The organism is Streptomyces sp. NPDC059957, assembly GCF_042730015.1.
GTDB lineage: Bacteria > Actinomycetota > Actinomycetes > Streptomycetales > Streptomycetaceae > Streptomyces.
The window spans coordinates 23,113-48,688 of sequence record NZ_JBHWMB010000037.1; the positions used below are offsets into that span (position 1 = coordinate 23,113).

Genomic DNA, 25,576 nt, shown 5'->3' on the forward strand with positions numbered 1-25,576 from the left:
GGGGGGTGGGGGGTGTCCCGTTGGGGGGGGGGGAAAGAGGGGGGGGGGAGGCGGGGGGGTCTGGCCGTTTTTGGCCGCCACCCACCCCTCCCGCCACCGACTCCCGGTCGGGGTCCCGCAACGCCACTTCCAGCCGGGACCGGACGGCCGCGAGGGGGTTCCGCAGCTCGTGCGAGGCGTCGGCGGTGAACTGCCGCTGCCGGGCGTCGCTGCGCTCCAGCCGGTCGAGCGTGTCGTTGACCGTCCGGGCCAGCTGCGCGATCTCGTCGGCGCCGCCCGGGTCCGGGACCCGCCGGTCGAGCTCGCTCCCCGTGACCGCCGCCAGCCCGGTGCGGATCGCCGTGACCGGGCGCAGCGCGTGGCCCGTCACCCACCAGGCCAGGGCCGCCGAGAAGGCGATCAGCGGGGGCGCGCCGGCCAGCAGGCCGAGCGCGACGGCCCGGTTGGCGTCGTCGACGTCGCCGAGAGCGGTCGCGGCGTAGACGGTGTGCGGGTCGTGCGCCCCCGGCGGGCCGGGCGCGTCCACGGCGACCACCACGCGCCGCTGTGCGCCGGGGCGTGCGGGCGGCAGGACGGCCGACCGCACGTCCCGGCCGGGCGCGGGGCTCAGCTCCGTCAGCTCCGGCGTGTCCTTCAGGTCCCCACTGGTGGCCACGACCGTACCGGCCGCGTTCCGTACGAGGACCAGGTCGACCCCGCCCTCGGGCGCGGGCAGCCGGCCCCCGGCCGGGAGGCTCCCCGTGTCGTACTGGGCGGCGACCTTGCGGGCGGCGAGCTCGGTGCGGCCGGTGGTGTTCTCGATGAGGTTGGCGCGCAGCAGGGTGTAGAGCCACAGCCCGCCGGCGGCCAGGACGGCAGCCATCGCGAGGGCGGCGGCCGCGGCGGCGCGGGTGCGCAGGCTGCCGAGGCGGCGGGGCCGGCGGGGCTTCGGCCGCGGCTCAGCCACCGTCCGGGGCCATCCGGTAGCCGGTGCCGTGCACGGTGAGGATCGAGCGGCGGCCGAAGGGGGCGTCGATCTTGCGGCGGAGCGAGGAGACGTAGACCTCGACGATGTTCGGGTCGATGCCGTGCGGGGTGTCCCAGACCTCGTCGAGGATGTCCTTCTTGGCGACGGCCCGGCCGGGCTGTTCCATCAGGCAGCCCAGGACGCCGAGCTCACGGGCGGTCAGCTCGATCTCGTGGGTGCCGCGGCGGCAGCGGCGGCCGCGGGCATCGAGGACGAGGTCGCCGGCCTGCAGGACGCCGGTCCGGTCGGCGTCGCCGGCGGCGGCGGTGGCGCGGCGGGTGAGGGCGCGGAGGCGGGCGGCGAGGACGACGAAGGAGAACGGTTTCGTCAGGTAGTCGTCCGCGCCCGAGTCCAGGCCCTCGGCCTCGTCGTACTCGCCGTCCCTGGCGGTCAGCATCAGCACGGGGGTGGCGACGCCGTGGGAACGCATCCGGGTGCAGATCTCGTAGCCCGAGAGGCCGGGGAGCATCAGGTCGAGGAGGACCACGTCGTACGGACCTCCGGTGAGGGCCAGGTCCAGGCCGCGGTGGCCGTCGTGGGCGAGGTCGACCCAGTGGCCGTCGGCGGAGAGGCCGCGCCGCAGTGAATCGGCGAGGCTGACTTCGTCTTCGACGACCAGGATCCGCATGCCCCAAGCCTCACATACCGGGCACCACTCCCCTTCTCGACGCGGAGCTCGCACCGCTGCGCGGGCTTCGCCCCGCTGCACCGGACTCCGTCCGGTGGCGGCCGGTCGGGGCTGCCGCCACCGCCGTCCCGGCGTGGGCCCGGTGGGCGGGTGGCGGCTGGGTTCGGCCCTGCGGGGCGAAGTCCCCTACCCGCCCTTCCACCGTTCCCAGGGCCGGCCCTGCCCCGGTCCTCAAACGCCGGACGGGCTGAAGCGCCGAACCCCGGGCTGCGCCCGGCCCCCTGGGGCTCGTCGGCGGGGCTGGATTTGGCCGGACGGCCGAAAAGAAGACCACCCCCAACCGGGGGTGAATGCTTGCCCGGGCGGGGGTCGATGGCCTACCCGGCCGGGGTCGGGAGGGGAGCCCCCGGCCCCACCCGCCGCCCGGCACCGACACAGGCCACCCCCAGCCCCTCCGGCGTTTGAGGAGCAGGGGTCCGGGGACTGGTCCCCGGCAGCGCTGCCGGGGGATTCGGGGGCCCGGGGGTGCCCCCGAGGGTGCGGGATCCGGGGCCCGCACAGGCGGCCCCGGCTGCGAAACCAGCGGCGCGTATTGGCACTCCGCTTGACCGAGTGCTAATCCCCGGAATAGTCTCGCGTCTGGCACTCACCCCTGGTGAGTGCCAACACAGCGACAGGCAGGTCCGGCACCCGCGACGACGGATCGACCTGGTCGCCACCTCAGACAATTAACCCCGGATCTCCGAAGCGGAAGGTCAGATCGTGACGACCACCAGCTCCAAGGTTGCCATCAAGCCGCTCGAGGACCGCATTGTGGTCCAGCCGCTCGACGCCGAGCAGACCACGGCCTCTGGCCTGGTCATCCCGGACACCGCGAAGGAGAAGCCCCAGGAGGGCGTCGTCCTCGCCGTGGGTCCGGGTCGCTTCGAGGACGGCCAGCGTCTCCCGCTGGACGTCACCGTCGGCGACGTCGTCCTGTACTCCAAGTACGGCGGCACCGAAGTGAAGTACAACGGCGAGGAGTACCTCGTCCTCTCGGCCCGCGACGTGCTCGCGATCGTCGAGAAGTAATCACTTCTCCAGTTTTGCTTTGAGCTACGCCCCTGGTCACCCCTGCTGATGCCGGGCGGCGAGGGGCGTAGTTCGTTCTTGACAGGCGGTCGCGGTGAGCGGCCGGGGATAGCAACGAGAGGGCTGAACCGCTCCCATGCCGAAGATTCTCAAGTTTGACGAGGACGCCCGTCGCGCCCTTGAGCGTGGCGTCAACAAGCTTGCCGACACCGTGAAGGTGACGATCGGTCCCAAGGGCCGCAACGTCGTCATCGACAAGAAGTTCGGCGCTCCCACCATCACGAACGACGGTGTCACCATCGCGCGTGAGGTCGAGCTCGACGACCCGTACGAGAACCTTGGCGCGCAGCTCGTCAAGGAGGTCGCGACCAAGACCAACGACGTCGCGGGTGACGGCACCACCACCGCCACCGTCCTGGCGCAGGCGCTGGTCCGCGAGGGTCTGCGCAACGTCGCCGCGGGTGCTTCCCCGGCCGCCCTGAAGAAGGGCATCGACGCCGCGGTCAAGGCCGTGTCCGAGGAGCTCCTCGCGACCGCCCGTCCGATCGAGGACAAGTCCGACATCGCCGCCGTGGCCGCGCTCTCCGCGCAGGACCAGCAGGTCGGTGACCTCATCGCCGAGGCGATGGACAAGGTCGGCAAGGACGGTGTCATCACCGTCGAGGAGTCCAACGCCTTCGGCCTGGAGCTCGAGTTCACCGAGGGCATGGCCTTCGACAAGGGCTACCTGTCCCCGTACATGGTCTCCGACCAGGAGCGTATGGAGGCCATCCTCGATGACCCGTACATCCTGATCAACCAGGGCAAGATCTCCTCCATCCAGGACCTCCTGCCGCTGCTCGAGAAGGTCATCCAGGCCGGCGCCTCCAAGCCGCTCCTGATCATCGCCGAGGACGTCGAGGGCGAGGCGCTCTCCACCCTCGTCGTCAACAAGATCCGTGGCACCTTCAACGCCGTCGCCGTCAAGGCGCCCGGCTTCGGTGACCGCCGCAAGGCGATGCTGCAGGACATGGCCACCCTCACCGGTGCCACCGTCATCGCCGAGGAGGTCGGCCTCAAGCTCGACCAGGCCGGTCTGGACGTACTGGGCTCCGCCCGCCGCGTCACGATCTCCAAGGACAGCACCACCATCGTCGACGGTGGCGGCTCTTCCGACGAGGTCCTCGGCCGCGTCAACCAGATCAAGGCCGAGATCGAGTCCACCGACTCGGACTGGGACCGCGAGAAGCTGCAGGAGCGCCTGGCGAAGCTCGCCGGCGGCGTCTGCGTCATCAAGGTCGGCGCCGCCACCGAGGTGGAGCTCAAGGAGAAGAAGCACCGTCTCGAGGACGCCATCTCGGCGACCCGCGCCGCGGTCGAGGAGGGCATCGTCTCCGGCGGTGGCTCCGCCCTCGTCCACGCCGTGAAGGTGCTCGAGGGCAACCTCGGCCTGTCGGGCGACGAGGCCACCGGTGTCGCGGTCGTGCGCCGCGCCGCCGTCGAGCCGCTGCGCTGGATCGCGGAGAACGCCGGCCTCGAGGGCTACGTCATCACCGCGAAGGTCGCCGAGCTCGAGAAGGGCCAGGGCTTCAACGCCGCCACCGGCGAGTACGGCGACCTGGTCAAGGCCGGCGTCATCGACCCGGTCAAGGTCACCCGCTCCGCGCTGGAGAACGCCGCTTCCATCGCGTCGCTGCTGCTCACGACCGAGACCCTGGTCGTCGAGAAGCCGGCCGACGACGAGGGCGACGCCGGTCACGGCCACGGTGGCCACGGCCACAGCCACTGACCTCGTCGGCAAGCACGGCAAGCACGGCAAGCAAGCACGGAAAAGCCCCGGTCACCGCTGCCAAGCGGTGGTGACCGGGGCTTTTCCCGTCTGCTTTCCCGTCTGCCGTCCCGCCTGTTATCCGGGCATCATGCCCATCTGGCGCATCAGGCCCGGGGCGTCGTAGTACCACCAGTCCTCGGCGATCTGGCCGTTGTCGATCCGGCAGGTCGTACAGCCCGACATGGTGAATTCCTTGCCCGTCGGCGCGACCCCCATGAACTCGCCCTTGTGGGTGCCCTTCCAGTCCCAGAGCGTGGTGACGCAGTCGCCTTCGGCGATCTGGCGCGTCATGTCGAAGGTCATGTCGAAGGCGCCCCGCCACATGCCGACGGTCTTGCGGATGCCCTCGCGGCCGTTGCCCTCGCCGGCGCTCTCCATGATGTCGTGGGTGACGTAGTCGGCCGCGATGCACTCTTCGACGGCGTCGAAGTTGCCCTTGCCCACGACCTCCTCGAGGAAGCGGTTCACGACGAGCTTGTTGAGGTACTCGTCGCGGACCACGTCGAGGTTCATGAACTTCGGCATTCCGTCGCAGAGCGCCACCATCTCCTGGAACATCCGGTCGGTCTCCGGGAGTTGGGAGTTCTTCATGGCCTCTTCGTACGAGGGGAACTCGATGAGGTCCACGTAGTGGGTCTTGGAGTCGCGGTCCTTGCCGATGAGGGTGTGGGTGACCGTGCGCTTGCCGGTGGTCTGCTCGGCATAGCGGTCGATGAGACTGTTCATCTCGTCGAAGCGCTTGGTCTCGTAGTCGATCACTTGTACGAATGTCATCGCGTCGCCTCCCGCGCTGGATGGGACACATCCAGTCTAGGGAGATTTCACCCATATGCCGTGTTTACTCACAGGTCACCACGGGCCGGACTGCTGAGGCCGCCATGGGGGCCGCTACGGGCGCCGCTACTGGGGTCCGTACTTGCGCCCCGTACGCGAGGACACCCCGCCCAGCAGCCCCCGCGGGGTCAGTTTCACCACGCTCATCAGCGCCTTGTACCGCGGGTCCGGGATCGACACCGTCCTGCCCCGCGCCAGATCGGCCAGGGCCGCCGCCACCAGCTTGTCGGCGTCGAGCCACATCCAGCCGGGGATGTTGTCGGTGCCCATGCCGGCCCGCTCGTGGAACTCGGTCCGCACGAAGCCCGGGCACAGCGCCATCAGCCGTACGCCCGAGCCGGTCAGGTCCTTGGCCGCGCCCTGGGTGAACTGCACGACCCAGGCCTTGCTCGCCCCGTAGGTGCCGCGCGGCAGGAAGGCGGCCACCGAGGCCACGTTGATCACGCCGCCGCGCCCGCGCGAGCGCATCGGCTCCACGGCCGCCGAGGTCAGCCGCAGCACGGCCTCGATGTGGACCTTCAGCATGGCCAGCTCATCGGCCATGGAGACTTCGAGGTAGCGGCCCTTGTTGCCGAAGCCCGCGTTGTTCACCAGCAGGTCGACCGGGTGCTTGCGGTCGGCGAGGCGTTCCTCGACCGCCGCGATGCCCTCCTCGGTGGAGAGGTCGGCGGCCAGCACCTCGGCCTCGATCCCGTGCCGGTCGTGCAGCTCGGTGGCCTGATCGCCGAGCCGCTTCGTGTCCCGGGCCACCAGCACGAGGTTGTGCCCCTGGGCGGCGAGCCGCCGGGCGAAGGCGGCGCCGATGCCCGCCGTGGATCCCGTAATCAACGCAGTCGTCATAGGCGCAACCTAGTCGCCCTGCTTCCCGTACTTCTCCAGGTGGGTCAGCGCCTTGTCCCGGGCCTCCGGCTCCAGTGCGTCACCCGCCGCCAGCGTGCGCGGCAGCAGCTCCCGCTCGGTGGTGAAGGCGCGGAACCAGAACTCCACCGTCACCTCGTGGTCCGGGCGGTGCGCGATCTCGATGGTGTCGCCGGGGGAGACCGAGCCTTCCCGCAGGACGCGCAGGTAGGCGCCCGGCCGGGCCTCCTGGGTGAACCGCTTGACCCAGGCCTTCTCGCCGAGCATCCCCTGGAAGGTCCGGCACGGGATGCGGGCCGAGGCCACCTCCAGGAGCAGATCGGGGCCGACCCGCCAGCGCTCGCCGATCAGCGCGCCGTTCACGTCGAGGCCGGAGGTGGTGAAGTTCTCGCCGAAGATCCCGCCGGGCAGTTCGCGGCCGAGCTCGTCCTCCCACCACTCCAGGTCCTCGCGGGCGTACGCGTACACGGCCTGGTGGTCCCCGCCGTGATGGCGCAGGTGGCAGACGTCGTCCCCCTCCACACCGCTCGCGCCGACCCCCTTGGGGCCGGGCGCGAAGACCCGTACGGGGCCCGGCGCCGGGATCTTGCCGTGACCGGTCAGCCCGTCGGGGGCGTCGGTGTGGTCGACGGCCGTCGCACGGCCCAGGTTCACGGAGATCAGATGCATGGCAACACGCTAGCCGAACGGCCCCAAAGCAGTCGGGGATTATTCGCGCCCGCATCAAAGCACCCCTTATGCTCGAAGGGTGATCGAGGCACGCCATCTCCGAGTTCTGCGCGCTGTCGCCGGAACCGGGTCCTTCTCCGCCGCCGCCCGCGAGCTCGGCTGCACCCAGCCGGCCGTCTCCCAGCAGATGAAGGCGCTGGAACAGTCCGCCGGCACCCCGCTGCTGATCCGCACCGGGCGCGAAATGCGCCTCACCCAGGCCGGTGAGGCGCTGGTCCGGCATGCCGCCGGGATCCTCGCCGGGCTGACGGCCGCCGAGGAGGAGGTCGCGGCCATCGCCGGGCTGCGCGCCGGCCGGGTGCGGCTGGTCTCCTTCCCCAGCGGCAGTTCCACGCTGGTGCCGACCGCGCTCGCGGCGATGCGCGCCGAGCATCCGGGGACCCGGATCTCGCTGGTCGAGGCGGAGCCGCCGCGCTCGGTGGAGATGCTGCGCGAGGGCGACTGCGATCTCGCGCTGGCCTTCCGCTACGGCGGCGCCTCCGGATCGGCGTCCGAGTGGGAGGACCTCGTGGTCCGGCCGCTGCTGACCGACCGGCTCGTCGGACTGGTGCCCGAGGGGCACCGGCTCGCGGGCGCGGAGCGGGTGGGCATGGCCGAGCTGGCCGACGAGCCCTGGATCGCGGGCTGTCCGCGCTGCCGGCGCCATCTGGTCGAAGTCTGCGAAGCCGCCGGCTTCACCCCGCGCATCGACTTCGCCACCGACGACTACCCGGCCGTGGTCGGCCTGGTCGGGGCCGGGCTCGGGGTCGCGGTGCTGCCGGAGCTCGCGGTGGAGTCCGTACGGGCCAAGGGAGTGAGCACCCTCGTCGTGGAACCGGCCGTCGAGCGGGAGGTCGTCGCGCTGACCCTGCCCGACCTGGCCCGGGTCCCGGCGGTGGCCGCGACCCTGGCCCAGCTGGAGCGGGCCGCCCGGCGCTGACGGTCCGGCGGCTGATGGTGCGACGCCGGTGATCCGGCGCTGATGGTCAGGCCGTCCGGCCCATCGGCGCCGGATCGCCGGCCCCCGGACGGGGCCGCCACGCGAAGGACCGTACGGCGGTACGGCCGGTCGGGTGACAGCCCGGTCCGGTGCGCGGCACGCCGGGGCGTGCCGGTGCTGTGTGCCGAATCAGAGAAACGTTCCTTCGGTCGTTTCGTGTGAAGCCCGCTCAGTGCGGAGCGATCGGCGTGCTCGGTCCGATCGCGGTGGTCGCCGGGATCAGGCGATGGCGTGCGCGGCCCATCAGTTCTTCGCGTTCGTCCTCGGTGAGGCCGCCCCACACCCCGTAGGGCTCGCGGACGGCGAGTGCGTGCGCGGCGCATTCAGAACGCACCGGGCATCGCATGCAGACCTCTTTAGCCGAGGTCTCGCGCGCGCTCCTGGCCGCGCCCCGCTCGCCTTCCGGGTGGAAGAAGAGGGAGCTGTCGACCCCGCGACAGGCAGCCAGCAGCTGCCAGTCCCAGAGGTCGGCGTTCGGTCCGGGGAGGCGGGAGAAATCTGCCATTGGTAGTCCTCTTGGTGCCGGTACTGAGGCGGATACGGTCCATGTCTCCACACCTACTGTCGTAGTAGATGTAAATATGACTCATTGGGAATCTAGCCTCAGACATGCGCCAAACGGAAGGAAAGCCGCCAAATAGGGCATACCGTCATCTGGAGGACACGCGGCGAGTGGCGCCCGCCTTGTGTTCGCTTCCTCACGTAGAGTGCCGAAGGTGTCCGTCCGACCCGTAACTCTTTCGAGTGACCATCGTTGAGAGTGCGAAGGCGGTTGAACCAAGAAGTTCTCGGACAGGTGTCCGGGGGCATCGACCGCACAGGTGACGATACGTACCAGCCTGGAGGCTCAAGGTGACGCGCATCAGCAGCTGCGGAGGGCGGTCATGACATCCGTCCTCGTCTGCGACGACTCCCCGCTTGCCCGAGAGGCGCTCCGTCGCGCGGTTGCCACCGTGCCCGGCGTCGAGCGTGTGACGACGGCTGCCAACGGCGAGGAAGTCCTCCGCCGCTGGGGTGCCGACCGTTCCGACCTGATTCTGATGGATGTACGGATGCCCGGGCTCGGCGGTGTGGAGACGGTTCGCCGGCTGCTCTCGGCCGACCCCGGCGCCCGCATCATCATGCTGACGGTCGCCGAGGACCTGGACGGCGTGGCCCTCGCGGTTGCCGCCGGCGCCCGGGGCTATCTGCACAAGGACGCCTCGCGCGCCGAACTGCGGGCCACGGTCACCCAGGCCCTCGCAGACCCGACCTGGAGGCTGGCCCCGCGCCGGCTCCGCTCGGCCGAGATGGGCGCCGCGCCCACGCTCACCGCGCGCGAGATCCAGGTGCTGGAGGGCATGAGTCACGGCCGGTCCAACGCGGAGATCGGGCGCGAGCTCTTCCTCTCCGAGGACACGGTCAAGACGCATGCCCGCCGGCTGTTCAAGAAGCTGGGTGCGTCCGACCGGGCGCACGCCGTGGCGCTCGGGTTCCGCTGGGGCCTGGTCCGCTGACCGCGCGACCGCCGGCCCTCACCGGCCGGCGGTGCCGCGGGCGGGCCGGCCCGCCCGGCTCCCCCGGATCCCGCGGTCCCGACCGCCCTCCGGAATCTCCCGCCGTCCGATCCGCCGCACCCTGGTGCGCACCGGGGATTGACGGTGCACAATCCGGGGGACGTGTCGCTTCGGGCGCGATGCCGCATGCTTGAGGGTGTGGCGCATCCTGGAGATGTCGCCGCGGGGACGATTCGGCCGAGCGGGAGGGGAGGGGCCAGAGCATGAGTTCCGGTGCACCCACCCCGCACAACCCGTCGACGCATAACGCTTCGACGTACAACACGGGCCGCGGTGCCGCGAATGCCCCGGCGCCAAGGCACCATGGATTGATGCGCGACGACGAGGCCCCGGGGTCACCCGCGACCACAGGCGGCAGCGGCGCCTCCCGGAGCAGTGCCTCCCGAAACAGTGACGCCTCCCGGAACAGCGGCGACAGTACCGTCAGCGCGCTCGTACGCCGTGCGGTGGAAGGCGACGAGCAGGCCACCCACGATCTGCTCGCCTTCGTGCACCCCCTCGCCATCCGCTACTGCCGCTCCCGCCTGTCGCGACTCCCCGGTGACGCTCGTCACTTCGTGGAGGACCTGGCGCAGGAGGTCTGCGTCGCCGTGTTGATGGCGCTGCCGCGCTACCGCGACACCGGACGCCCCTTCGAGGCCTTCGTCTTCGCCATCGCCGCGCACAAGGTCGCCGATCTCCAGCGGGCCGCCATGCGCCATCCGGGCAGTACGGCCGTGCCCTCCGACGAGATGCCGGAACGGCCCGACGACTCCCTGGGTCCGGAAGAGCGCGCGCTGCTGAGCAGTGACGCCGCCTGGGCCAAGAAGCTGCTCGCCAACCTCCCGGAGAACCAGCGCGAGCTCCTCGTCCTGCGCGTGGCCGTCGGACTGACCGCCGAAGAGACCGGGCAGATGCTCGGAATGTCCCCCGGGGCGGTGCGCGTCGCCCAGCACCGGGCGCTGAGCCGGCTCCGTGCGCTCGCCGAGCAGTAGGCCGTACGGGGTTTTTCCCGTAGGAAGCTACGAACCTTGCCCTTGATCTTGGTCGTGGAATGAGACGCGTCGGGATCCCGTTAGCATGGACATCCGCGCTGAGCAAGACCATCTTGGAAGGTGTCATGACTGTGAACGCCGACGGAGTGCCCGACAAATTCGCCACGCTCGGCCTCACTTATGACGATGTGCTGCTGCTCCCGGGGTCCTCGGACATGTCCCCGGACGCCATCGACACGTCCTCGCTCATCTCCCGCAACGTCCGTGTGAACGTCCCGCTGCTCTCCGCGGCCATGGACAAGGTCACCGAGGCCCGGATGGCCATCGCGATGGCCCGCCAGGGCGGCGTCGGCGTCCTGCACCGCAACCTCTCCATCGCCGACCAGGCCAACCAGGTCGACCTGGTCAAGCGCTCCGAGTCCGGCATGGTCACCGACCCGATCACGGTGCACCCCGACGCGACCCTGCGCGAGGCCGACGAGCTCTGCGCCAAGTTCCGGATCTCCGGCGTCCCGGTCACCGACCCGGCGGGCAAGCTGCTCGGCATCGTCACCAACCGCGACATGGCCTTCGAGTCGGACCGCAGCCGCCAGGTGCGCGAGGTCATGACCCCGATGCCGCTGGTCACGGGCAAGGTGGGCATCTCCGGCGTGGACGCCATGGAGCTGCTGCGCCGCCACAAGATCGAGAAGCTGCCGCTCGTCGACGAGGCCGGCCTCCTCAAGGGCCTCATCACGGTCAAGGACTTCGTGAAGGCCGAGAAGTACCCGAACGCCGCGAAGGACAAGGACGGCCGGCTGCTCGTCGGCGCGGCCGTCGGCGTCGCGGGCGACGCGTACGAGCGCGCCCAGGCCCTGATCGAGGCGGGCGCCGACTTCATCGTCGTCGACACCGCCCACGGTCACTCCCGACTGGTCGGCGATATGGTCTCCAAGATCAAGTCGAACTCGACGGTCGACGTCATCGGCGGCAACATCGCCACCCGTGACGGCGCCCAGGCCCTCATCGACGCCGGCTGTGACGGCATCAAGGTCGGCGTCGGCCCCGGCTCCATCTGCACCACCCGCGTCGTCGCCGGCATCGGCGTTCCGCAGGTCACCGCGATCTACGAGGCCGCGCTCGCCGCCAAGGCGGCCGGTGTGCCGGTCATCGGCGACGGCGGCCTGCAGTACTCGGGCGACATCGCGAAGGCGCTCGTCGCCGGTGCCGACACCGTGATGCTCGGCTCCCTGCTCGCCGGCTGCGAGGAGTCCCCGGGCGAGCTGCTCTTCATCAACGGCAAGCAGTTCAAGTCGTACCGCGGCATGGGCTCGCTCGGCGCGATGCAGTCCCGCGGCGACCGCAAGTCCTTCTCCAAGGACCGCTACTTCCAGGAGGGCGTGGGCGGCGACGACAAGCTCATCCCCGAGGGCATCGAGGGCCAGGTCCCCTACCGAGGCCCGCTCTCCGCGGTCGTGCACCAGCTCGTCGGCGGCCTGCGCCAGTCGATGTTCTACGTCGGCGGCCGCACGGTGCCGGAGCTCCAGGACCGGGGCCGGTTCGTCCGGATCACCTCGGCGGGGCTCAAGGAGAGCCACCCGCACGACATCCAGATGACGGTCGAGGCTCCGAACTACAGCCGCAAGGGCTGATCGCAGCAGCGCCACGGCAGCACCGCAGCAGCACCTGAGGGGCGGGCCCGCACGGGTCCGCCCCTCAGGCGTGCCCGGTGCGTGCGTCCGTACAGCGGTCACCGGAACGCGGCGCGCCGGGGTTCGGGGATACTGGACGGGCAGACCCACAGGAAAGGCCACCACACGTGACTGAGATCGAGATCGGGCGCGGCAAGCGCGGCCGCCGGGCGTACGCGTTCGATGACATCGCCATCGTCCCCAGCCGCCGTACCCGGGACCCGAAGGAGGTCTCGATCGCCTGGCAGATCGACGCCTACCGCTTCGAGCTCCCGTTCCTGGCCGCTCCCATGGACTCGGTCGTCTCCCCGCAGACCGCCATCCGCATCGGCGAGCTCGGCGGCCTCGGCGTGCTGAACCTCGAAGGCCTGTGGACCCGGTACGAGGACCCGCAGCCGCTGCTCGACGAGATCGCGGAGCTGGACGAGGCGACCGCGACCCGCCGTCTCCAGGAGATCTACTCCGCTCCGATCCAGGCGGACCTGATCCGTCAGCGGATCAAGGAGGTGCGCGACTCCGGCGTCGTCACCGCCGCCGCGCTCTCCCCGCAGCGCACGGCCGAGTTCTCCAAGGCCGTCGTCGACGCGGGCGTGGACATCTTCGTGATCCGCGGCACCACCGTGTCGGCGGAGCACGTCTCCGGCGCCGCCGAACCGCTGAACCTCAAGCAGTTCATCTACGAGCTCGACGTCCCGGTCATCGTGGGCGGCTGCGCCACCTACACCGCGGCCCTGCACCTGATGCGCACCGGCGCGGCCGGTGTCCTGGTCGGCTTCGGCGGCGGCGCCGCGCACACCACGCGCAACGTGCTGGGCATCCAGGTCCCGATGGCCACCGCCGTCGCGGACGTGGCCGCGGCCCGCCGCGACTACATGGACGAGTCCGGCGGCCGCTACGTGCACGTCATCGCCGACGGCGGCGTGGGCTGGTCCGGCGACATCCCCAAGGCCGTCGCCTGCGGCGCCGACGCCGTGATGATGGGCTCCCCGCTGGCCCGTGCCACGGACGCGCCCGGCAAGGGCAACCACTGGGGCATGGAGGCCGTCCACGAGGACGTGCCGCGCGGCAAGAAGGTCGACCTCGGCACGGTCGGCACCACCGAGGAGATCCTCACCGGCCCGTCGCACTCCCCGGACGGCTCGATGAACATCTTCGGTGCGCTGCGCCGCTCGATGGCCACCACCGGCTACAGCGAGCTCAAGGAGTTCCAGCGGGTCGAGGTCACCATCGCGGACTCCCAGCACAGCCGCTGAGGCCCGTCTCGCACCGCCTGAGGCCCGGCTCCCCCTGTGGGGAGCCGGGCCTCAGGCGTTGTCCGGGGCGGCCCGGTGCGCGGTGCCGCGTCAGTCGCCGATCTTCTTGGCGGTGCTGAATCCGACGAAGGCGCCGAGGGCCAGGAACAGGAAGGTGAAGACGTCGGCGTCCTCCTTCCAGATGTCGACCAGGCCGGCGACGCCGAGCGTGCTCAGCACGTCGCCCAGGCCGGCGCCGCTGCCCCCCGCGATCGCGAGTGCGTAGTAGAACAGCTGGCCGAGGAAGACGGAGACGACCGAGAGGACCGCGCCGACGATCGGAAGGATCGGGTTGCGGCCGCCGAGCTTGCCGGCGGCGAAGCCGATGATGGCGCCGACGCCGACCGCTGCGTAGCTGATCTCGCGCTCGAGGGCGTTCATGATGCCGCCGTACGCCGCGGCGGCGGCCAGGGCGGCCACGAGCGCGGCGACGATCCCGAGGCCCACGTTTGCGGGGCGCGCCGGGGTCGGGGCCTGGGCCTGGAGGAAGTCGGCGCCGGACGGGCCCGGGTAGGTGTAGTCGGCCGGGGCGGCGGTGGTGTCGCTCGCGGGCGTCGGGGCGTCGGGTACGGGCGGCTGGGACTGCTGGCTCATGGAGAAATCCCCCCCAGGGATTTTGGGCACACGGGGCCCGCACGGCTGACGTGGGGGTGTATGCGCGAGATAAGTCGCCGCAGGCTAGCAGCAGCCTGCGACATCCGTGGAGGGGTTTCGGGCGGGCGGCGGCACCCCCTACAGGCGGTGTGCGGCGCCCGCCGGGCTGGCGCCGCGGGTGTCCAGGAGCAACTGGGCCTTGACCGCCAGGCCTTGCAGATCGTAGGTGCGGTGGTGCTGGAGCAGGATCGTCAGATCGGCGTTGGCGGCGGCCTCGTACAACGATTCGGCGCGGGGGACGGGCTGGTCCCTGACGCGCCATCCGGCGATGTACGGGTCGTGGTAGCTGATCAGCGCGCCGAGGTCGAGGAGGCGGCTGGCGATCTCGCGCGCCGGGGAGCCCTCCTGGTCGGCGAGGTCCGGCTTGTAGGTGACGCCCAGGAGGAGGACGCGGGCGCCGCGCGCGGACTTGCCGTGCTCGTTGAGCAGGGTGGCGCTGCGCTGGATGACGTACTGCGGCATCCGGTCGTTGATCTCCTGCGCCAGACCGACCATGCGCAGCGGGTGACCCGGGGTGCGGGTGGTGTGGGGGAGGTAGTTGGGGTCGAGGGGGACTCCGTGGCCGCCGACGCCGGGGCCGGGGCGGAAGGCCTGGAACCCGTACGGCTTGGTCTCGGCGCAGCGGATGACGTCCCACAGGTCCACGCCCAGGTCGTGGCAGAGCACGGCCATCTCGTTCATGAGGGCGATGTTGACGTGCCGGTAGTTCGTTTCGAGGAGCTGGACCGTTTCGGCCTCGCGCAGGCCGCGGGCGCGGACCACCTTGTCGGTGAGGCGGGCGTAGAAGGCGTGTGCCGACTCGGTGCAGGCGGGGGTGAGGCCGCCGATGACCTTGGGGGTGTTGGAGATGCCGTGCGTGCGGTTGCCGGGGTCGAGGCGGCTGGGGGAGTAGGCCAGGTGGAAGTCCCGGCCGGCGCGCAGGCGGGAGCCCGATTCGAGGATCGGGCGCAGATAGTCCTCGGTGACGCCCGGGTGGGCCGCCGATTCGAGGATGACGGTGGTGTGCGGGCGCAGCCGGGCGGCGAGCGTGCGGCCCGCCTCGCCGACCGCGGACAGGTCGAGTGCGCGGTCGGCGCCGAGCTGGGTGGGGGCGCAGATGACGGCCGTGCGGACCCGGCCCAGTTCGGCGGGGTTGGTGGTGACCCGGAAGCCGGCCGCCGACATGCGGCGGATCTCGGCGGCGGTGAGGGTGGAGTCCGTCGCCGGACCGCTGTCGTAGCCGACCGTCTCGATCCCGGCGGCCACGGCTGCCTGGGCGAGCGGGAGGCCGAGATGGCCGAGTCCGATGACGGCGAGATCTGCGGGCATGGGGGTGCCGTCCCTTCCCTTCCCTGACATGCATGAGGGGGCGGAGCGCGCAAGTCCTGTGGAGGAGGAAATCTGGCGCAATGTCAGACTAGGCGTATATATGACAGATATGTCGTATTCAGGGGTCTTGGTCGCCTCCGTGTTATCCACAGGCGGTGGCTGATGTGGATGCGGCCGGACAGAATCATGAACGGGCGATGTGAGCGGGATCACCCACGACCGGTGGGATGACCGCATAGGGCGGACGGGGCGACCCGCGTCAACGGGAGGCAGGCAGCCGTGAGGACTGGGACAGGGGCAGGGACGGGCGCAGCGGCGGGTACGGGGCGGGTGCCGGGGGCGGGGATGGGCATGGGCGCGGGGATGGGGGGAGGCGGTGGACGGGCCTCGCTGGGGCCCGTGCAGCGGGCCGAGGCGCTCGCCGGGATGGCCGAGCGGGAGCTCGACGTGCTGGTGGTCGGCGCCGGTGTGGTGGGCGCCGGTACCGCCCTCGACGCCGTGACCAGAGGCCTGGCGACCGGGCTGGTGGAGGCGAGGGACTGGGCTTCGGGTACGTCCAGTCGGTCCAGCAAGCTCATCCACGGAGGGCTCAGATACCTGGAGATGCTCGACTTCGCCCTCGTGCGGGAGGCGCTGAAGGAGCGCGGCCTGCTGCTGGGGCGGCTCGCCCCGCACCTGGTGAAGCCGGTGCCGTTCCTCTACCCCTTGCAGCACAAGGGGTGGGAGCGGTTCTACGCCGGTTCGGGCGTGGCGCTGTACGACGCCATGTCGCTCTCCAGCGGTCACGGGCGCGGTCTGCCGACGCACCGGCACCTCTCCCGCAAGCGCGCCCTGCGGATCGCGCCGGCGCTGCGCAAGGACGCGCTGGTGGGCGCCCTGCAGTACTACGACGCCCAGATGGACGACGCCCGTTACGTGGCGACACTGGTCCGGACGGCCGCGGCTTACGGGGCGCAGTGTGCCAACCGGGCGAGGGTCATCGGCTTCCTCCGGGAGGGCGAGCGGGTCGTCGGGGCGCGGGTGCAGGACGTGGAGGGCGGCGGGGAGTACGAGATCCGGGCGAAGCAGATCGTCAACGCCACGGGGGTGTGGACGGACGACACCCAGGCGCTGATCGGGGAGCGCGGGCAGTTCCACGTGCGGGCATCGAAGGGCATCCACCTCGTGGTCCCCAAGGACCGGATCCACTCCTCGACCGGGCTGATCCTGCGGACCGAGAAGTCGGTGCTCTTCGTCATCCCGTGGGGCCGGCACTGGATCGTGGGCACCACCGACACCGACTGGGACCTGGACAAGGCGCACCCGGCCGCTTCGAGCGCGGACATCGACTACCTGCTGGAGCACGTGAACTCGGTGCTGGCGGTCCCGCTCACCCGGGACGACGTCCAGGGGGTCTACGCCGGCCTGCGGCCGCTGCTGGCCGGGGAGTCGGACGCGACGAGCAAGCTCTCGCGCGAGCACACGGTGGCGCACCCGGTGCCCGGGCTGGTGGTGGTCGCCGGCGGCAAGTACACGACCTACCGGGTGATGGCCAAGGACGCGGTCGACGAGGCGGTGCACGGGCTGGACCAGCGGGTCGCGCCCTGCGTGACGGAGGACGTGCCGCTGGTCGGGGCCGAGGGGTACCGGGCCCTGTGGAACGGCCGGGCGCGGATCGCCGCGCGGACGGGGCTCCACGTGGTGCGGGTGGAGCACCTCTTGAACCGGTACGGCTCGCTGACGGAGGAGCTGCTGGCACTGATCGCGGAAGACCCCACCCTCGGGGAGCCGCTGACCGGTGCCGACGACTACCTCCGCGCCGAAGTGGTCTACGCGGCCTCGCACGAGGGGGCGCGCCACCTGGACGACGTGCTGACCAGGCGGACGCGGATCTCGATCGAGACCTTCGACCGGGGGACGCGATCGGCGCGCGAGTGCGCGGAGTTGATGGCTCCGGTTCTGGGCTGGGACGAGCAGCAGATCGAGAAGGAAGTGGAGCACTACGAGAAAAGGGTGCAGGCTGAACGGGAATCGCAGCGCCAGCCGGACGATCAGACGGCGGACGCGGCGAGGCTGGGGGCGCCGGACATCGTGCCGTTGTAACTCCGCGACGTTGCGGGCGGAACCGCGGACCCGGGGCTCCCGTCCGTTGCGGAGTAAGGGACAATGAGGGTTCTGCCGGGGCGGGTTACCGGGCACCCCGGCCGCTGCCAGGGCAACCGGAGCAGGCGGCACGAACGCAGAGGGGACGCATGTCGAAGCCGGAGCACACCGAGTCGCCGGAGCCGTCTGTCGGGACGGGATCGCCGGTGCCTCCGGCGACACCCCCGACGGATCCGAAGTCTCCTGCCGAGACGCCTGCGGCGGGAGCCGCGAAGCGTGCCACCGCCGCGAAGCCCGCGGGGGCGGGGGCCGCGAAGGCCGCGCCCGCCGGTGCGAAGCGTGTTCCGGCGCGGGCTGCGAAGGCCGGCGGCGGTTCGGCCGCCGACCCCACGGACGCTGACACCGGTGCCGAAGCGGACGCCGAATCCGGCGCCGAATCCGGTGTGGGCAGCGCTGCTGGGGCCGCTGCGGGGGTGGCCGGTCCGGAGGACGCGAAGCCCGCGGCTTCCGTGGCGGAGCCGGAGCCGCGGAAGGCGGCTGCTACGAAGCCTGCCGCGGCGGAGGCTGAGCCCGAGGACGCGAAGCCTGCGGGTGCCGGGTCCGGGGGTGCGAAGGCTGCCGGGGTGAAGGGTGAGCCCGAGGACGCGAAGCCTGCCAGGGTGAAGAGTGAGCCGCAGGATGCGAAGCCCCTTGGGGTGAAGGCCGAGTTGCGGAAGGCTGCCGTCGTGCGGGCGGACGGTGGGGGCGAGGACGCCAAGCCCGTCGCGGTGAGCAAGGCCGACGAGGTGGCCGCAGCCGTCAAGGCCGCCGCCGCCAAGGCCGGATCGGGCGCCCAGGACGAGGGCCGACTGCTCGCGGGCCGGTACCGGCTCAGTGACATCCTCGGCAAGGGCGGCATGGGCACCGTCTGGCGCGCCCAGGACGAAACCCTCGGCCGGACCGTCGCCGTCAAGGAACTCCGCTTCGGCAGCGGCGTCGACGACGACGAGAAGCGCCGCCTCATCACCCGCACCCTCCGCGAGGCGAAGGCCATCGCCCGGATCCGCAGCGGCGGTGCGGTGACCGTCTACGACGTCGTCGACGAAGACGGCCGGCCGTGGATCGTCATGGAGCTCATCGAGGGCCCCTCGCTCGCGGAGTTCATCCGCGAGAGCGGCCCGCTCACCCCCCGCCGCGCCGCCGAAGTCGGCCTCGCCGTGCTCGACGTACTGCGTGCCGCCCACCGTCAGGGCATCCTGCACCGGGACGTGAAGCCGTCCAACGTGCTCCTCGCCGACCACGGCAACGGCCGCGTGATCCTCACCGACTTCGGCATCGCCCAGGTCGAAGGCGACCCCTCCGTCACCTCCACCGGCATGCTCGTCGGCGCACCCTCGTACATCTCGCCCGAGCGGGCCCGCGGCCAGCGGCCCGGCCCGCCGGCGGACATGTGGTCGCTCGGCGGCCTGCTGTACGCCGCGGTCGAGGGGGTTCCCCCGTACGACAAGGGGTCGGCGCTCGCGACGCTCACCGCCGTGATGACGGAGCCCGTCGAACCGCCCAAGAACGCCGGTCCGCTGACCGAGGTCATCTACGGCCTCCTCGTCAAGGACCCCGCCCACCGGCTCGACGACGAGCGCGCGCGGGTGCTGCTGACCGCCGTGATCGAAGCGCCCGAGCAGCCGGCTCCCGTACCCGCCCCGGATGTCGAGGAGACCCGGCAGATATCGCTCGCCGAGGCTCGGGACGCCGCCGAGAAGGCGGCTGCCGACAAGGCGGCCAAGGCCGCCGAGAAGGCGGAGAAGAAGGAACGCGAGCGCCGTGAGCGCGAGCAGCGCGAGCGCGCCCGCGCGGCGTTGAAGTCGGCCCGCAAGGCGGCGGCCGCCAGTGCCGCGGCCGTCGCCGCCGAGGCAGCGACCGCGAGCGCCGCCGAGTCCCCGTCGCCGCGCCCCGCGCCCGTCGCGGCCCCGCTCACCGACGTCGTGCCGCGCCGCACGATCGCGCTCGCGATCGCCGGCGTGGTCGTGGCGCTCGCCGTCATCGGCTCGGTCATCGCGTACGCCATCACCGGCGACGACGACAAGGGCGGGTCGCCGAAGGACGGCAAGGGGGGCAGTTCCGCGTCCGCTTCGAGCTCCGCGGGCGGTTCCGTGCCGCAGCCCCCGGCTTCGCCCTCGCCCTCGCCCTCGCCGAAGTCCGGCGATTCTTCGGGCGGAGGGTCCGCTTCGCCGGACCCGGGCCAGTCGCAGGGCTCCGGCACCAATCCCGGCCAGGGCCAGGGAGCCACGCCCGGGGGGTCCCTGCCCGGGATCCCGCCCGGGTACTTCCAGGTCGACGACCCCGGGTTCCACTTCGCGATGGTCATGCCCGAGGGCTTCAAGCAGACCGGCGTGATAGGGAAGAAGGACGGCGTCGTCTACAGCCGCGACGGCGGTTTCCCGCGCATCCAGATCGACTTCAACAGCTCACCGAAGGACGACGCCCGCGCCGCCTGGCTCGCGCTGGCCCCGAGCGTGGCGAGCAGCAGCACCAACTACAAGCTGCTGCGCCTCGAACCGGTCCAGTACCGCGGGTACCCGACCGTCGCGGACTGGGAGTTCGAGCGGGACCAGAAGGGCGTGCGGGTCCGGGTGCTCGACCGCGGGTTCCGGATCGACGCGAAGCACGGCTACGCCATCATGATCACCTGCCTCGCCGACCAGTGGGACGCGGCGGAGTGCGCGTCGATGCGCAGCACGGCGTTCGACACCTTCCAGCCACGGGGCTGATACCCGCCCCCAGCGGGCTCGGGTCAGCCTCTCCAGGGCCGGGACGCGGGCGCCTCGGGCGTCGTATCGTGTCAGCGGGGCCTGGGGGACGGGCCCGCAGCTCTCGGGGGAGGCGATGTGGAGGACTACGCGGGCCGGATCCTGGCCGAGCGCTACCGTCTGCCGCTGCCGCCTTCGGACGCTTACGAACTGATCGAGACCCGGGCCTTCGACACGCGCAGCGGCCAGGAAGTCCTCGTACGGCAGGTCCCGTTGCCGGAGGTCGTCGACGCGGAGCTGCTGGACGGCACGCGGGGCGGTCCCCCCGCCGCGGAGGGCCGGCGCGTACCGCACGGTGAACTGCCCGCCGTGCGCAGGGCGATCGAGGCGGCGCAGGCGGCGGCGTCCGTGCCGGACCATCCGCGGCTGGACCAGGTCTTCGACGTCTTCGCGGAGGGCGGTTCGCTGTGGATAGTCAGCGAACTCGTCCCGGCCCGACCGCTGGCGGCGCTGATCGCCGACGAACCGCTGAGCCCGTACCGGGCCGCGGAGGTGGCGGCGGACGTGCTGACCGCTCTGCGGGTGCTGCACGCGCACGGGTGGACGCACCGGAACATCACCATGCGGACGGTACTGATCTGCGAGGACGGGCGGGTCGTCCTGACCGGGCTCGCGGCGGGTGCGGCGGAGGACGCCCTGTGCGGGTACGACCCGGTCCCACCGCGGGACGGTACGGGCGATTCCGCGGGGCCCTGGCCGGGTGGTGAACCGGGTGGTGAACCGGGTGGTGGTGTGGGGCTCCCGGCGGGGCGGCCGGCGAGTGGCGGCGGGTACGGAGACGGGTACGGCGGAGCTGCCTTGGCAGGGCCGGGGGCGGGTGCGGGGTACGGCGGCGGGTCCCCGGGCGGCTCCTGGGGCGGGCCGGCGGCGGATGCGGCTGGGCCGTCCGGCGCAGAGCTCGGCTACCGGTACGACGATGCGTATGGCGGCGGGGCCGCGGAGCTGTCCGGGGCCGATGGCGGGGCCGGTGCGGGTGCGGCCGTCCAAGAGGGCGGGTACGCGGCGGAGTACGCGCCGCTCGTGGCTCCGGGATACGACACCGGGCCGCGCTACCGGGACCACATAAGCCCGAGCACGACCGGTACCCCCGGCGCCACCGGCACCTCCGGAACCCCCGGCACCTCCGGAACCCCCGGCACCTCCGGCACCCCCGGCACCTCCGGAACCCCCGGCACCTCCGGCACCCCCGGCACCTCCGGCACGCCCGGAACCCCCGGCACTCCGGGAACCTCAGGCGCTCCCGGTACCTCCGGCACCCCCGGGGACCGGCCCAATCTGAAGGCCGCCGCGCGGGCCGGGGCCGTCGCCGCGTACCGGGCCGGGGCCCAGGCCGCCGCGCGGATCACCGAGCAGCGCAGGGCGGCCGGGGCGGAGGCCGCGCCGGAGCAGGAGGCGGAGCCGAGGCCGGCGGGGTCGAAGCTGCCGCAGGGGTACTCGTACCCGTACGGCGGCCCGGACAGCGGCGCGACCTGGCACGGCGCCACCCCGCGCCGCCAGGCCCTGCCCCCGGCCGAGGCGGAGCCGCCGGCCCGCGCCGCGCTGCCGGCGCAACTCGCGCTTCCGCAGGGCTACCAGCAGGCGGACAGCCCGGGCGAGGACACCCCCCGGGCCTCCGACGACGGGCAGGGCCCCGGGCAGCCGACGGCGCCGGTCGGTCAGGCGCATCCGCAGGACGGCGCCGTGCACCGGGCGGCCCCGGGGCCGGGGCCGGGGTACGAGCCCGGCTACGGGCAGCCCTCGCCCGGACCCGGCCGCCCGGACCGGGCGGGCACCGGCCGGCCGGTCGCACGGGACGGCGCCGACCACGGCCGGCAGCCCCGGCTCGGGCCGGGTCGCCCGGATCAGGCGGGCTTCGGCCAGGCCGGCCCGCAGGGCGGTGCCGGGTATGTGACGGCTTCCGGGGCCCGGGTCCCGGGCCAGAGCGGTCCGCAGGCCGGCCCGCAGGCAGATCCGCAGGCCGGCGCCGGATATGTGGCGGCCACCGGGGCCGATGGGTACGGCCAGGGTCGTCCGCGGGACGGCGCCGGGCGCGCCGGGCTTCCCGGGGGCGACGGGTACGGCCGGAGCGGTCCGCAGAGCCGTCCGCAGGGCGGTGCCGGGGCTTCCGGGGCGGGCGGGCACGGTCAGGCCGACCCTCAGGGCGGCGCCGGGTACCCGGCGGTTTCCGCGGGTGGCGGCTACGGGGCGTCCCGCCCCGGCGGTGGCGCTGCCGGGTGGGGGAACGGGCCGCGGAGCGGGCTCGACGCGGAGCGGGCCCGGCAGACGCGGATGGCCGTGGTCGGGGCCGTCACCGAGCGGTGGGCTCCCGAGCAGGCGCAGGCCGTGCACGGGCCGTGGCAGTTGGCCGCGCCGGTCGGGCCTGCCACCGACCTCTGGGGGCTGGGGGCGCTGCTGTACCGGGCCGTGCAGGGCCATGCCCCGTACCCCGAGGACAGCGTCGCCGAGCTCGTGGAGATGGTCTGCGCCGAGCCCCCCGCCTTCGCCGAGGAGTGCGGCCCGCTGCGCCCCGTCGTGGAGTCCCTGCTGCGCCAGGACCCGACCGAGCGGCCCGACTTCGAGGAGCTCCGCGGCTGGCTGCGCTCCCTGGTGCGGTCCGCCCCGGAGCCCGACGGCGGCTTCGCCATGCTGCCGCCGGTGGTGGAGGATCCGGCCAGGCTGCCCGTCGTACGGCGGCGGGCCGACCTGCACGGCCGGCACCGCAGTGCCGAACATCCCCGCAAGCCGCGCTCTCTGGGGCGTTCCCTGTTGCTGGGGATCCTCGTCCTGCTCTCGGGAGCGGTGGCCTACGCCCTGTTCTTCATGCCCCGGGCCGCCGATCCGCAGGGCGGGCAGAAGGCCGCCGGAATGAGGCCGCCCGCCGCGACCCAGTCGCAGAGCCCGGGCCAGAGCCCGAGGCCGAGCCCGAAGCCGAGCGGGTCCGGCCAGGCCCCGAGCCCCTCCGCGAACCCGCCCGAGTCCAAGCCCGCCCCGCAGACCAACGCCCCCGCCCCTCCCGGGTACACGGCCCAGCAGGACGCCGAGCACTTCTCGATCAACGTTCCGAACGGCTGGGAGCGTCGCGGAATGAACGAGTCCGGTCAGGTCCGCTACACGGAGGGGGACTTCGTCCTGACCGTCGTCCCCGGCCGGGACAAGGTCCAGGGCAACCCCGACCCGGCCACCTACCAGAAGGACAAGGAGCCCGAGCTGGCCCCGTACCGCTCCTCCACCTGGTCCAGCGTCAGCGACATCAAGTCCACCAAGGTCGGCAACCAGCTCCGCGTCACCGGCCGGTACACCTGGATCGACGGCAACGGCCGTTCCGTCGTGGCCCGCAACTTCGTGGTCGCGCTCGGAGGTTCCTACCACGTGGTCATGGTGACCGGCCCGCAGGACCAGGAGGGCAAGGTCACCGAGACCTTCGAGCAGGCGACGGTCAGCTACAAGAGCGGCGGCTGACGAGGCATCAGTACGGCGATTGCGTCACAGTGCGGCCCAACCGCCTCCGAGTGGTTCCGCCGCCGCCCGCGATCTCCGTAGTCTGACCGGAAGTGCACAGAGCGGCGGCGGGGATTCGTGGAACAGCAGACAGGTGCGGGTGCGGTGCTCGCGGGCCGGTACCGGCTCGTCGAGCCCATCGGCAGGGGCGGCATGGGCAAGGTGTGGCGCGCCCACGACGAGCTGCTGCACAGGACGGTCGCCGTCAAGGAACTGACGGCCGGCCTGTACGTCGCCCAGGCGGACCGGGACGTCCTGCACGCCCGGACGCAGAAGGAGGCCCGGGCCGCGGCCCGGATCCAGCATCCGGCGGTCGTCACCGTGCACGACGTACTGGAACACGACGACCGGCCCTGGATCGTCATGGAGTACATCGACGGCCCCTCCCTCGCCGACGCGGCGAAGACGGCCGGCCGGATCGAACCCCGCGAGGCGGCCCGGATCGGGCTGCACGTGCTCGGCGCGCTGCGCGCCGCGCACGCGGTCGGCGTACTGCACCGGGACGTGAAGCCGGGCAACGTGATGCTCGCCAAGGACGGGCGGGTGATGCTCGCCGACTTCGGCATCGCCGCGATCGAGGGCGACTCCTCCATCACGCGCACCGGTGAACTCATCGGCTCCATCGACTACCTGGCCCCCGAACGGGTCACCGGCGGGTCCCCCGATCCGGCCTCCGACCTGTGGTCGCTCGGTGCGACGCTGTACACGGCCGTCGAGGCGCGCTCGCCGTTCCGCCGTACCTCGCCCATCTCCAGCCTCCAGGCCGTGGTGAACGAGGAGCCCCCCGCCCCGACCCACGCGGGCGCGCTGGCCCCGGTCATCACGGCGCTGCTGCGCAAGGACCCGGCGCAGCGGCCGTCGGCCGACGAGGCCGAGCAGATGCTGCTGCAGGCGATGGAGGGCCGCGAGCCGAAGTCGGCGCAGGCATACGTACCCACGCGCGCGATGGGCTCCGAGGAGCTGGGCGCGGCCCGGAACGAGCCGACGGACACGGCCGCGCTGCCCGAGGACGAGGGACAGGGGCAGGGGCCGGACCGGGGCCGGGCCGCGGAACCGGAGCCGGCGTTCGCCGCCAGGTCCGAGGCCGGACCGGGCGCGCAGGGCGGACCGGGCGCGCAGGGCGGACCGGGCGCGCAGGGCGGGCCGGGTCGGCCGGGTGCCGGGGCCCCCGGCTGGATCGGGCGCGCGGCGGTCATCGCCGTGGTGGCGGCGTTGCTCGGCGGCGGCGGGGTGTTCGGGATCCTGAAGTACACCAGCGACTCGGAAACGGACGGCGGGATTCCGGGCCGGACGGCCGGTGGGCCCCAGTCGCCGGGCGATTCGTCGGGTGCCGGGAACGCCAAGGGGCAGGCGGAGGAGGCTCCGCCGGCGGGCTGGTCGAAGACGGTCGACAAGCAGGGCTTCTCCCTCTTCGTCCCGGACGGCTGGAAGCGCCGGGAGGACGGGACGCAGATCGACTACACCGGGGACGGCGGCAAGCACTTCATCCGGATCGCCATGGACCGCAAGCCGACGTTCAGGGACCCGTACGCCCACCTGCTGGACCTGGAGAAGCAGGTCGCCAAGCGCTCCGACTACGTGCGGCTGACCCTGCACCCGAACACCTTCCGGGGGCAGGTCAAGGCCGCCCTGTGGGAGTTCGTCTGGACGGAGAAGGCAGGGGCCTTCGCCGGGCCCCGGAAGGCCATCGAGCAGATGTACTACGCGCCGGACGGCACCGAGTACGCGGTGTACATGTCGGGTCCGGTCGCGGACTGGGACACGACCCGGTCGCAGTTCGACATCGTGCTCAGCGGCTGGCAGCCGGCCCCGGCCGGCTGAGGCCGGGGCCCCGACCCCGCCCCCCGACCCCGCCCCCCTGG

General features: G+C 72.4%; 19 protein-coding genes. 11 read left to right on the forward strand and 8 right to left on the reverse strand.

Features of this window, described 5'->3' with window-relative positions:
- Together ACFWBW_RS24155 and ACFWBW_RS24160 are read right to left on the reverse strand one after the other, a co-directional pair.
- Nucleotides 1–946, reverse strand: a 946-nt coding sequence (locus ACFWBW_RS24155) for a histidine kinase dimerization/phospho-acceptor domain-containing protein (protein WP_385375824.1), incomplete at its 3' end; no start/stop codon positions are given.
- The gene (locus tag ACFWBW_RS24160; protein ID WP_385375827.1) at nucleotides 939–1,634 is read right to left on the reverse strand and encodes a response regulator transcription factor; all 696 of its coding nucleotides are present in this window, start codon (nucleotides 1,632–1,634) and stop codon (nucleotides 939–941) included. The genes ACFWBW_RS24160 and ACFWBW_RS24155, both read right to left, overlap by 8 nt.
- Before the next feature lie 762 nt (nucleotides 1,635–2,396).
- Between ACFWBW_RS24160 and groES the strand changes: the two genes are divergently transcribed.
- Together groES and groL are read left to right on the forward strand one after the other, a co-directional pair.
- The gene (gene groES / locus ACFWBW_RS24165) at nucleotides 2,397–2,705 is read left to right on the forward strand and encodes a co-chaperone GroES (RefSeq protein WP_008739621.1); all 309 of its coding nucleotides are present in this window, start codon (nucleotides 2,397–2,399) and stop codon (nucleotides 2,703–2,705) included.
- 136 nt (nucleotides 2,706–2,841) lie between these two features.
- Nucleotides 2,842–4,473 carry a chaperonin GroEL gene (gene groL / locus ACFWBW_RS24170; protein WP_327254515.1) on the forward strand — a complete coding sequence of 544 codons (1,632 nt, stop codon included), beginning with the start codon at nucleotides 2,842–2,844 and terminating at the stop codon, nucleotides 4,471–4,473.
- A gap of 117 nt (nucleotides 4,474–4,590) precedes the next feature.
- Here groL and ACFWBW_RS24175 read toward each other — a convergent pair whose 3' ends face one another.
- The 3 genes from ACFWBW_RS24175 to ACFWBW_RS24185 form a co-directional block, all read right to left on the reverse strand.
- Nucleotides 4,591–5,289 carry an ester cyclase gene (locus ACFWBW_RS24175; RefSeq protein WP_385375830.1) on the reverse strand — a complete coding sequence of 233 codons (699 nt, stop codon included), beginning with the start codon at nucleotides 5,287–5,289 and terminating at the stop codon, nucleotides 4,591–4,593.
- Nucleotides 5,290–5,415: 126 nt separating this feature from the next.
- A complete protein-coding gene (locus tag ACFWBW_RS24180; protein ID WP_385375832.1) occupies nucleotides 5,416–6,189 on the reverse strand; it encodes an SDR family NAD(P)-dependent oxidoreductase in 774 nt (257 codons plus the stop codon).
- 9 nt (nucleotides 6,190–6,198) lie between these two features.
- Nucleotides 6,199–6,876, reverse strand: a complete 678-nt coding sequence (locus tag ACFWBW_RS24185) for an MOSC domain-containing protein (RefSeq protein ID WP_385375835.1) — start codon at nucleotides 6,874–6,876, stop codon at nucleotides 6,199–6,201.
- Between the two features lie 79 nt (nucleotides 6,877–6,955).
- Between ACFWBW_RS24185 and ACFWBW_RS24190 the strand changes: the two genes are divergently transcribed.
- Nucleotides 6,956–7,855, forward strand: a complete 900-nt coding sequence (locus ACFWBW_RS24190) for a LysR family transcriptional regulator (RefSeq protein ID WP_385375838.1) — start codon at nucleotides 6,956–6,958, stop codon at nucleotides 7,853–7,855.
- Between the two features lie 229 nt (nucleotides 7,856–8,084).
- Here ACFWBW_RS24190 and ACFWBW_RS24195 read toward each other — a convergent pair whose 3' ends face one another.
- On the reverse strand, nucleotides 8,085–8,420 hold the full coding sequence (locus tag ACFWBW_RS24195) for a WhiB family transcriptional regulator (protein ID WP_250744119.1): 336 nt from the start codon (nucleotides 8,418–8,420) through the stop codon (nucleotides 8,085–8,087).
- A 379-nt stretch (nucleotides 8,421–8,799) separates the two neighbouring features.
- Here ACFWBW_RS24195 and ACFWBW_RS24200 point away from each other — a divergent pair, with 379 nt between their 5' ends.
- From ACFWBW_RS24200 to ACFWBW_RS24215, 4 genes are all read left to right on the forward strand, one after another.
- Entirely contained in the window at nucleotides 8,800–9,411 is a 612-nt protein-coding gene (locus ACFWBW_RS24200) for a response regulator transcription factor (protein WP_003948568.1), read from the forward strand.
- Nucleotides 9,412–9,782: 371 nt separating this feature from the next.
- Complete coding sequence (locus ACFWBW_RS24205) at nucleotides 9,783–10,445, forward strand: sigma-70 family RNA polymerase sigma factor (protein WP_385375841.1); 663 nt, start codon at nucleotides 9,783–9,785, stop codon at nucleotides 10,443–10,445.
- Between the two features lie 125 nt (nucleotides 10,446–10,570).
- Nucleotides 10,571–12,076 carry an IMP dehydrogenase gene (guaB, locus tag ACFWBW_RS24210; RefSeq protein WP_327254520.1) on the forward strand — a complete coding sequence of 502 codons (1,506 nt, stop codon included), beginning with the start codon at nucleotides 10,571–10,573 and terminating at the stop codon, nucleotides 12,074–12,076.
- Nucleotides 12,077–12,243: 167 nt separating this feature from the next.
- A complete protein-coding gene (locus ACFWBW_RS24215; RefSeq protein WP_266905383.1) occupies nucleotides 12,244–13,368 on the forward strand; it encodes a GuaB3 family IMP dehydrogenase-related protein in 1,125 nt (374 codons plus the stop codon).
- Between the two features lie 90 nt (nucleotides 13,369–13,458).
- On the opposite strand, the gene ACFWBW_RS24220 is transcribed toward ACFWBW_RS24215, so the two are convergent.
- Both ACFWBW_RS24220 and ACFWBW_RS24225 read right to left on the reverse strand, forming a co-directional pair.
- Nucleotides 13,459–14,001, reverse strand: a complete 543-nt coding sequence (locus ACFWBW_RS24220) for a hypothetical protein (RefSeq protein ID WP_385375845.1) — start codon at nucleotides 13,999–14,001, stop codon at nucleotides 13,459–13,461.
- A gap of 138 nt (nucleotides 14,002–14,139) precedes the next feature.
- Nucleotides 14,140–15,369, reverse strand: a complete 1,230-nt coding sequence (locus ACFWBW_RS24225) for a nucleotide sugar dehydrogenase (RefSeq protein ID WP_266905375.1) — start codon at nucleotides 15,367–15,369, stop codon at nucleotides 14,140–14,142.
- 363 nt (nucleotides 15,370–15,732) lie between these two features.
- Here ACFWBW_RS24225 and ACFWBW_RS24230 point away from each other — a divergent pair, with 363 nt between their 5' ends.
- The 4 genes from ACFWBW_RS24230 (at nucleotide 15,733) to ACFWBW_RS24245 (ending at nucleotide 25,535) form a co-directional block, all read left to right on the forward strand.
- Nucleotides 15,733–17,451, forward strand: a complete 1,719-nt coding sequence (locus ACFWBW_RS24230; protein ID WP_385375924.1) for a glycerol-3-phosphate dehydrogenase/oxidase — start codon at nucleotides 15,733–15,735, stop codon at nucleotides 17,449–17,451.
- A 659-nt stretch (nucleotides 17,452–18,110) separates the two neighbouring features.
- A complete protein-coding gene (locus ACFWBW_RS24235) occupies nucleotides 18,111–20,198 on the forward strand; it encodes a serine/threonine-protein kinase (protein ID WP_385375848.1) in 2,088 nt (695 codons plus the stop codon).
- A gap of 117 nt (nucleotides 20,199–20,315) precedes the next feature.
- A complete protein-coding gene (locus ACFWBW_RS24240) occupies nucleotides 20,316–23,675 on the forward strand; it encodes a hypothetical protein (RefSeq protein ID WP_385375851.1) in 3,360 nt (1,119 codons plus the stop codon).
- Nucleotides 23,676–23,792: 117 nt separating this feature from the next.
- Nucleotides 23,793–25,535: a serine/threonine-protein kinase gene (locus tag ACFWBW_RS24245; protein ID WP_385375854.1), complete on the forward strand. Its 1,743-nt coding sequence runs from the start codon at nucleotides 23,793–23,795 to the stop codon at nucleotides 25,533–25,535.
- Nucleotides 25,536–25,576: the final 41 nt, after the last annotated feature.

Coding starts and splice junctions, on each gene's coding strand:
- groL (WP_327254515.1), top strand. CDS start 2,842: ATGCCGAAGATTCTCAAGTTTGACGAGGACGCCCGTCGCGCCCTTGAG.
- ACFWBW_RS24205 (WP_385375841.1), top strand. CDS start 9,783: ATGCGCGACGACGAGGCCCCGGGGTCACCCGCGACCACAGGCGGCAGC.
- guaB (WP_327254520.1), top strand. CDS start 10,571: ATGACTGTGAACGCCGACGGAGTGCCCGACAAATTCGCCACGCTCGGC.
- ACFWBW_RS24230 (WP_385375924.1), top strand. CDS start 15,733: ATGGGGGGAGGCGGTGGACGGGCCTCGCTGGGGCCCGTGCAGCGGGCC.
- ACFWBW_RS24225 (WP_266905375.1), bottom strand. CDS start 15,369: ATGCCCGCAGATCTCGCCGTCATCGGACTCGGCCATCTCGGCCTCCCG.
- ACFWBW_RS24220 (WP_385375845.1), bottom strand. CDS start 14,001: ATGAGCCAGCAGTCCCAGCCGCCCGTACCCGACGCCCCGACGCCCGCG.
- ACFWBW_RS24160 (WP_385375827.1), bottom strand. CDS start 1,634: ATGCGGATCCTGGTCGTCGAAGACGAAGTCAGCCTCGCCGATTCACTG.
- ACFWBW_RS24200 (WP_003948568.1), top strand. CDS start 8,800: ATGACATCCGTCCTCGTCTGCGACGACTCCCCGCTTGCCCGAGAGGCG.
- ACFWBW_RS24185 (WP_385375835.1), bottom strand. CDS start 6,876: ATGCATCTGATCTCCGTGAACCTGGGCCGTGCGACGGCCGTCGACCAC.
- ACFWBW_RS24175 (WP_385375830.1), bottom strand. CDS start 5,289: ATGACATTCGTACAAGTGATCGACTACGAGACCAAGCGCTTCGACGAG.
- ACFWBW_RS24180 (WP_385375832.1), bottom strand. CDS start 6,189: ATGACGACTGCGTTGATTACGGGATCCACGGCGGGCATCGGCGCCGCC.
- ACFWBW_RS24195 (WP_250744119.1), bottom strand. CDS start 8,420: ATGGCAGATTTCTCCCGCCTCCCCGGACCGAACGCCGACCTCTGGGAC.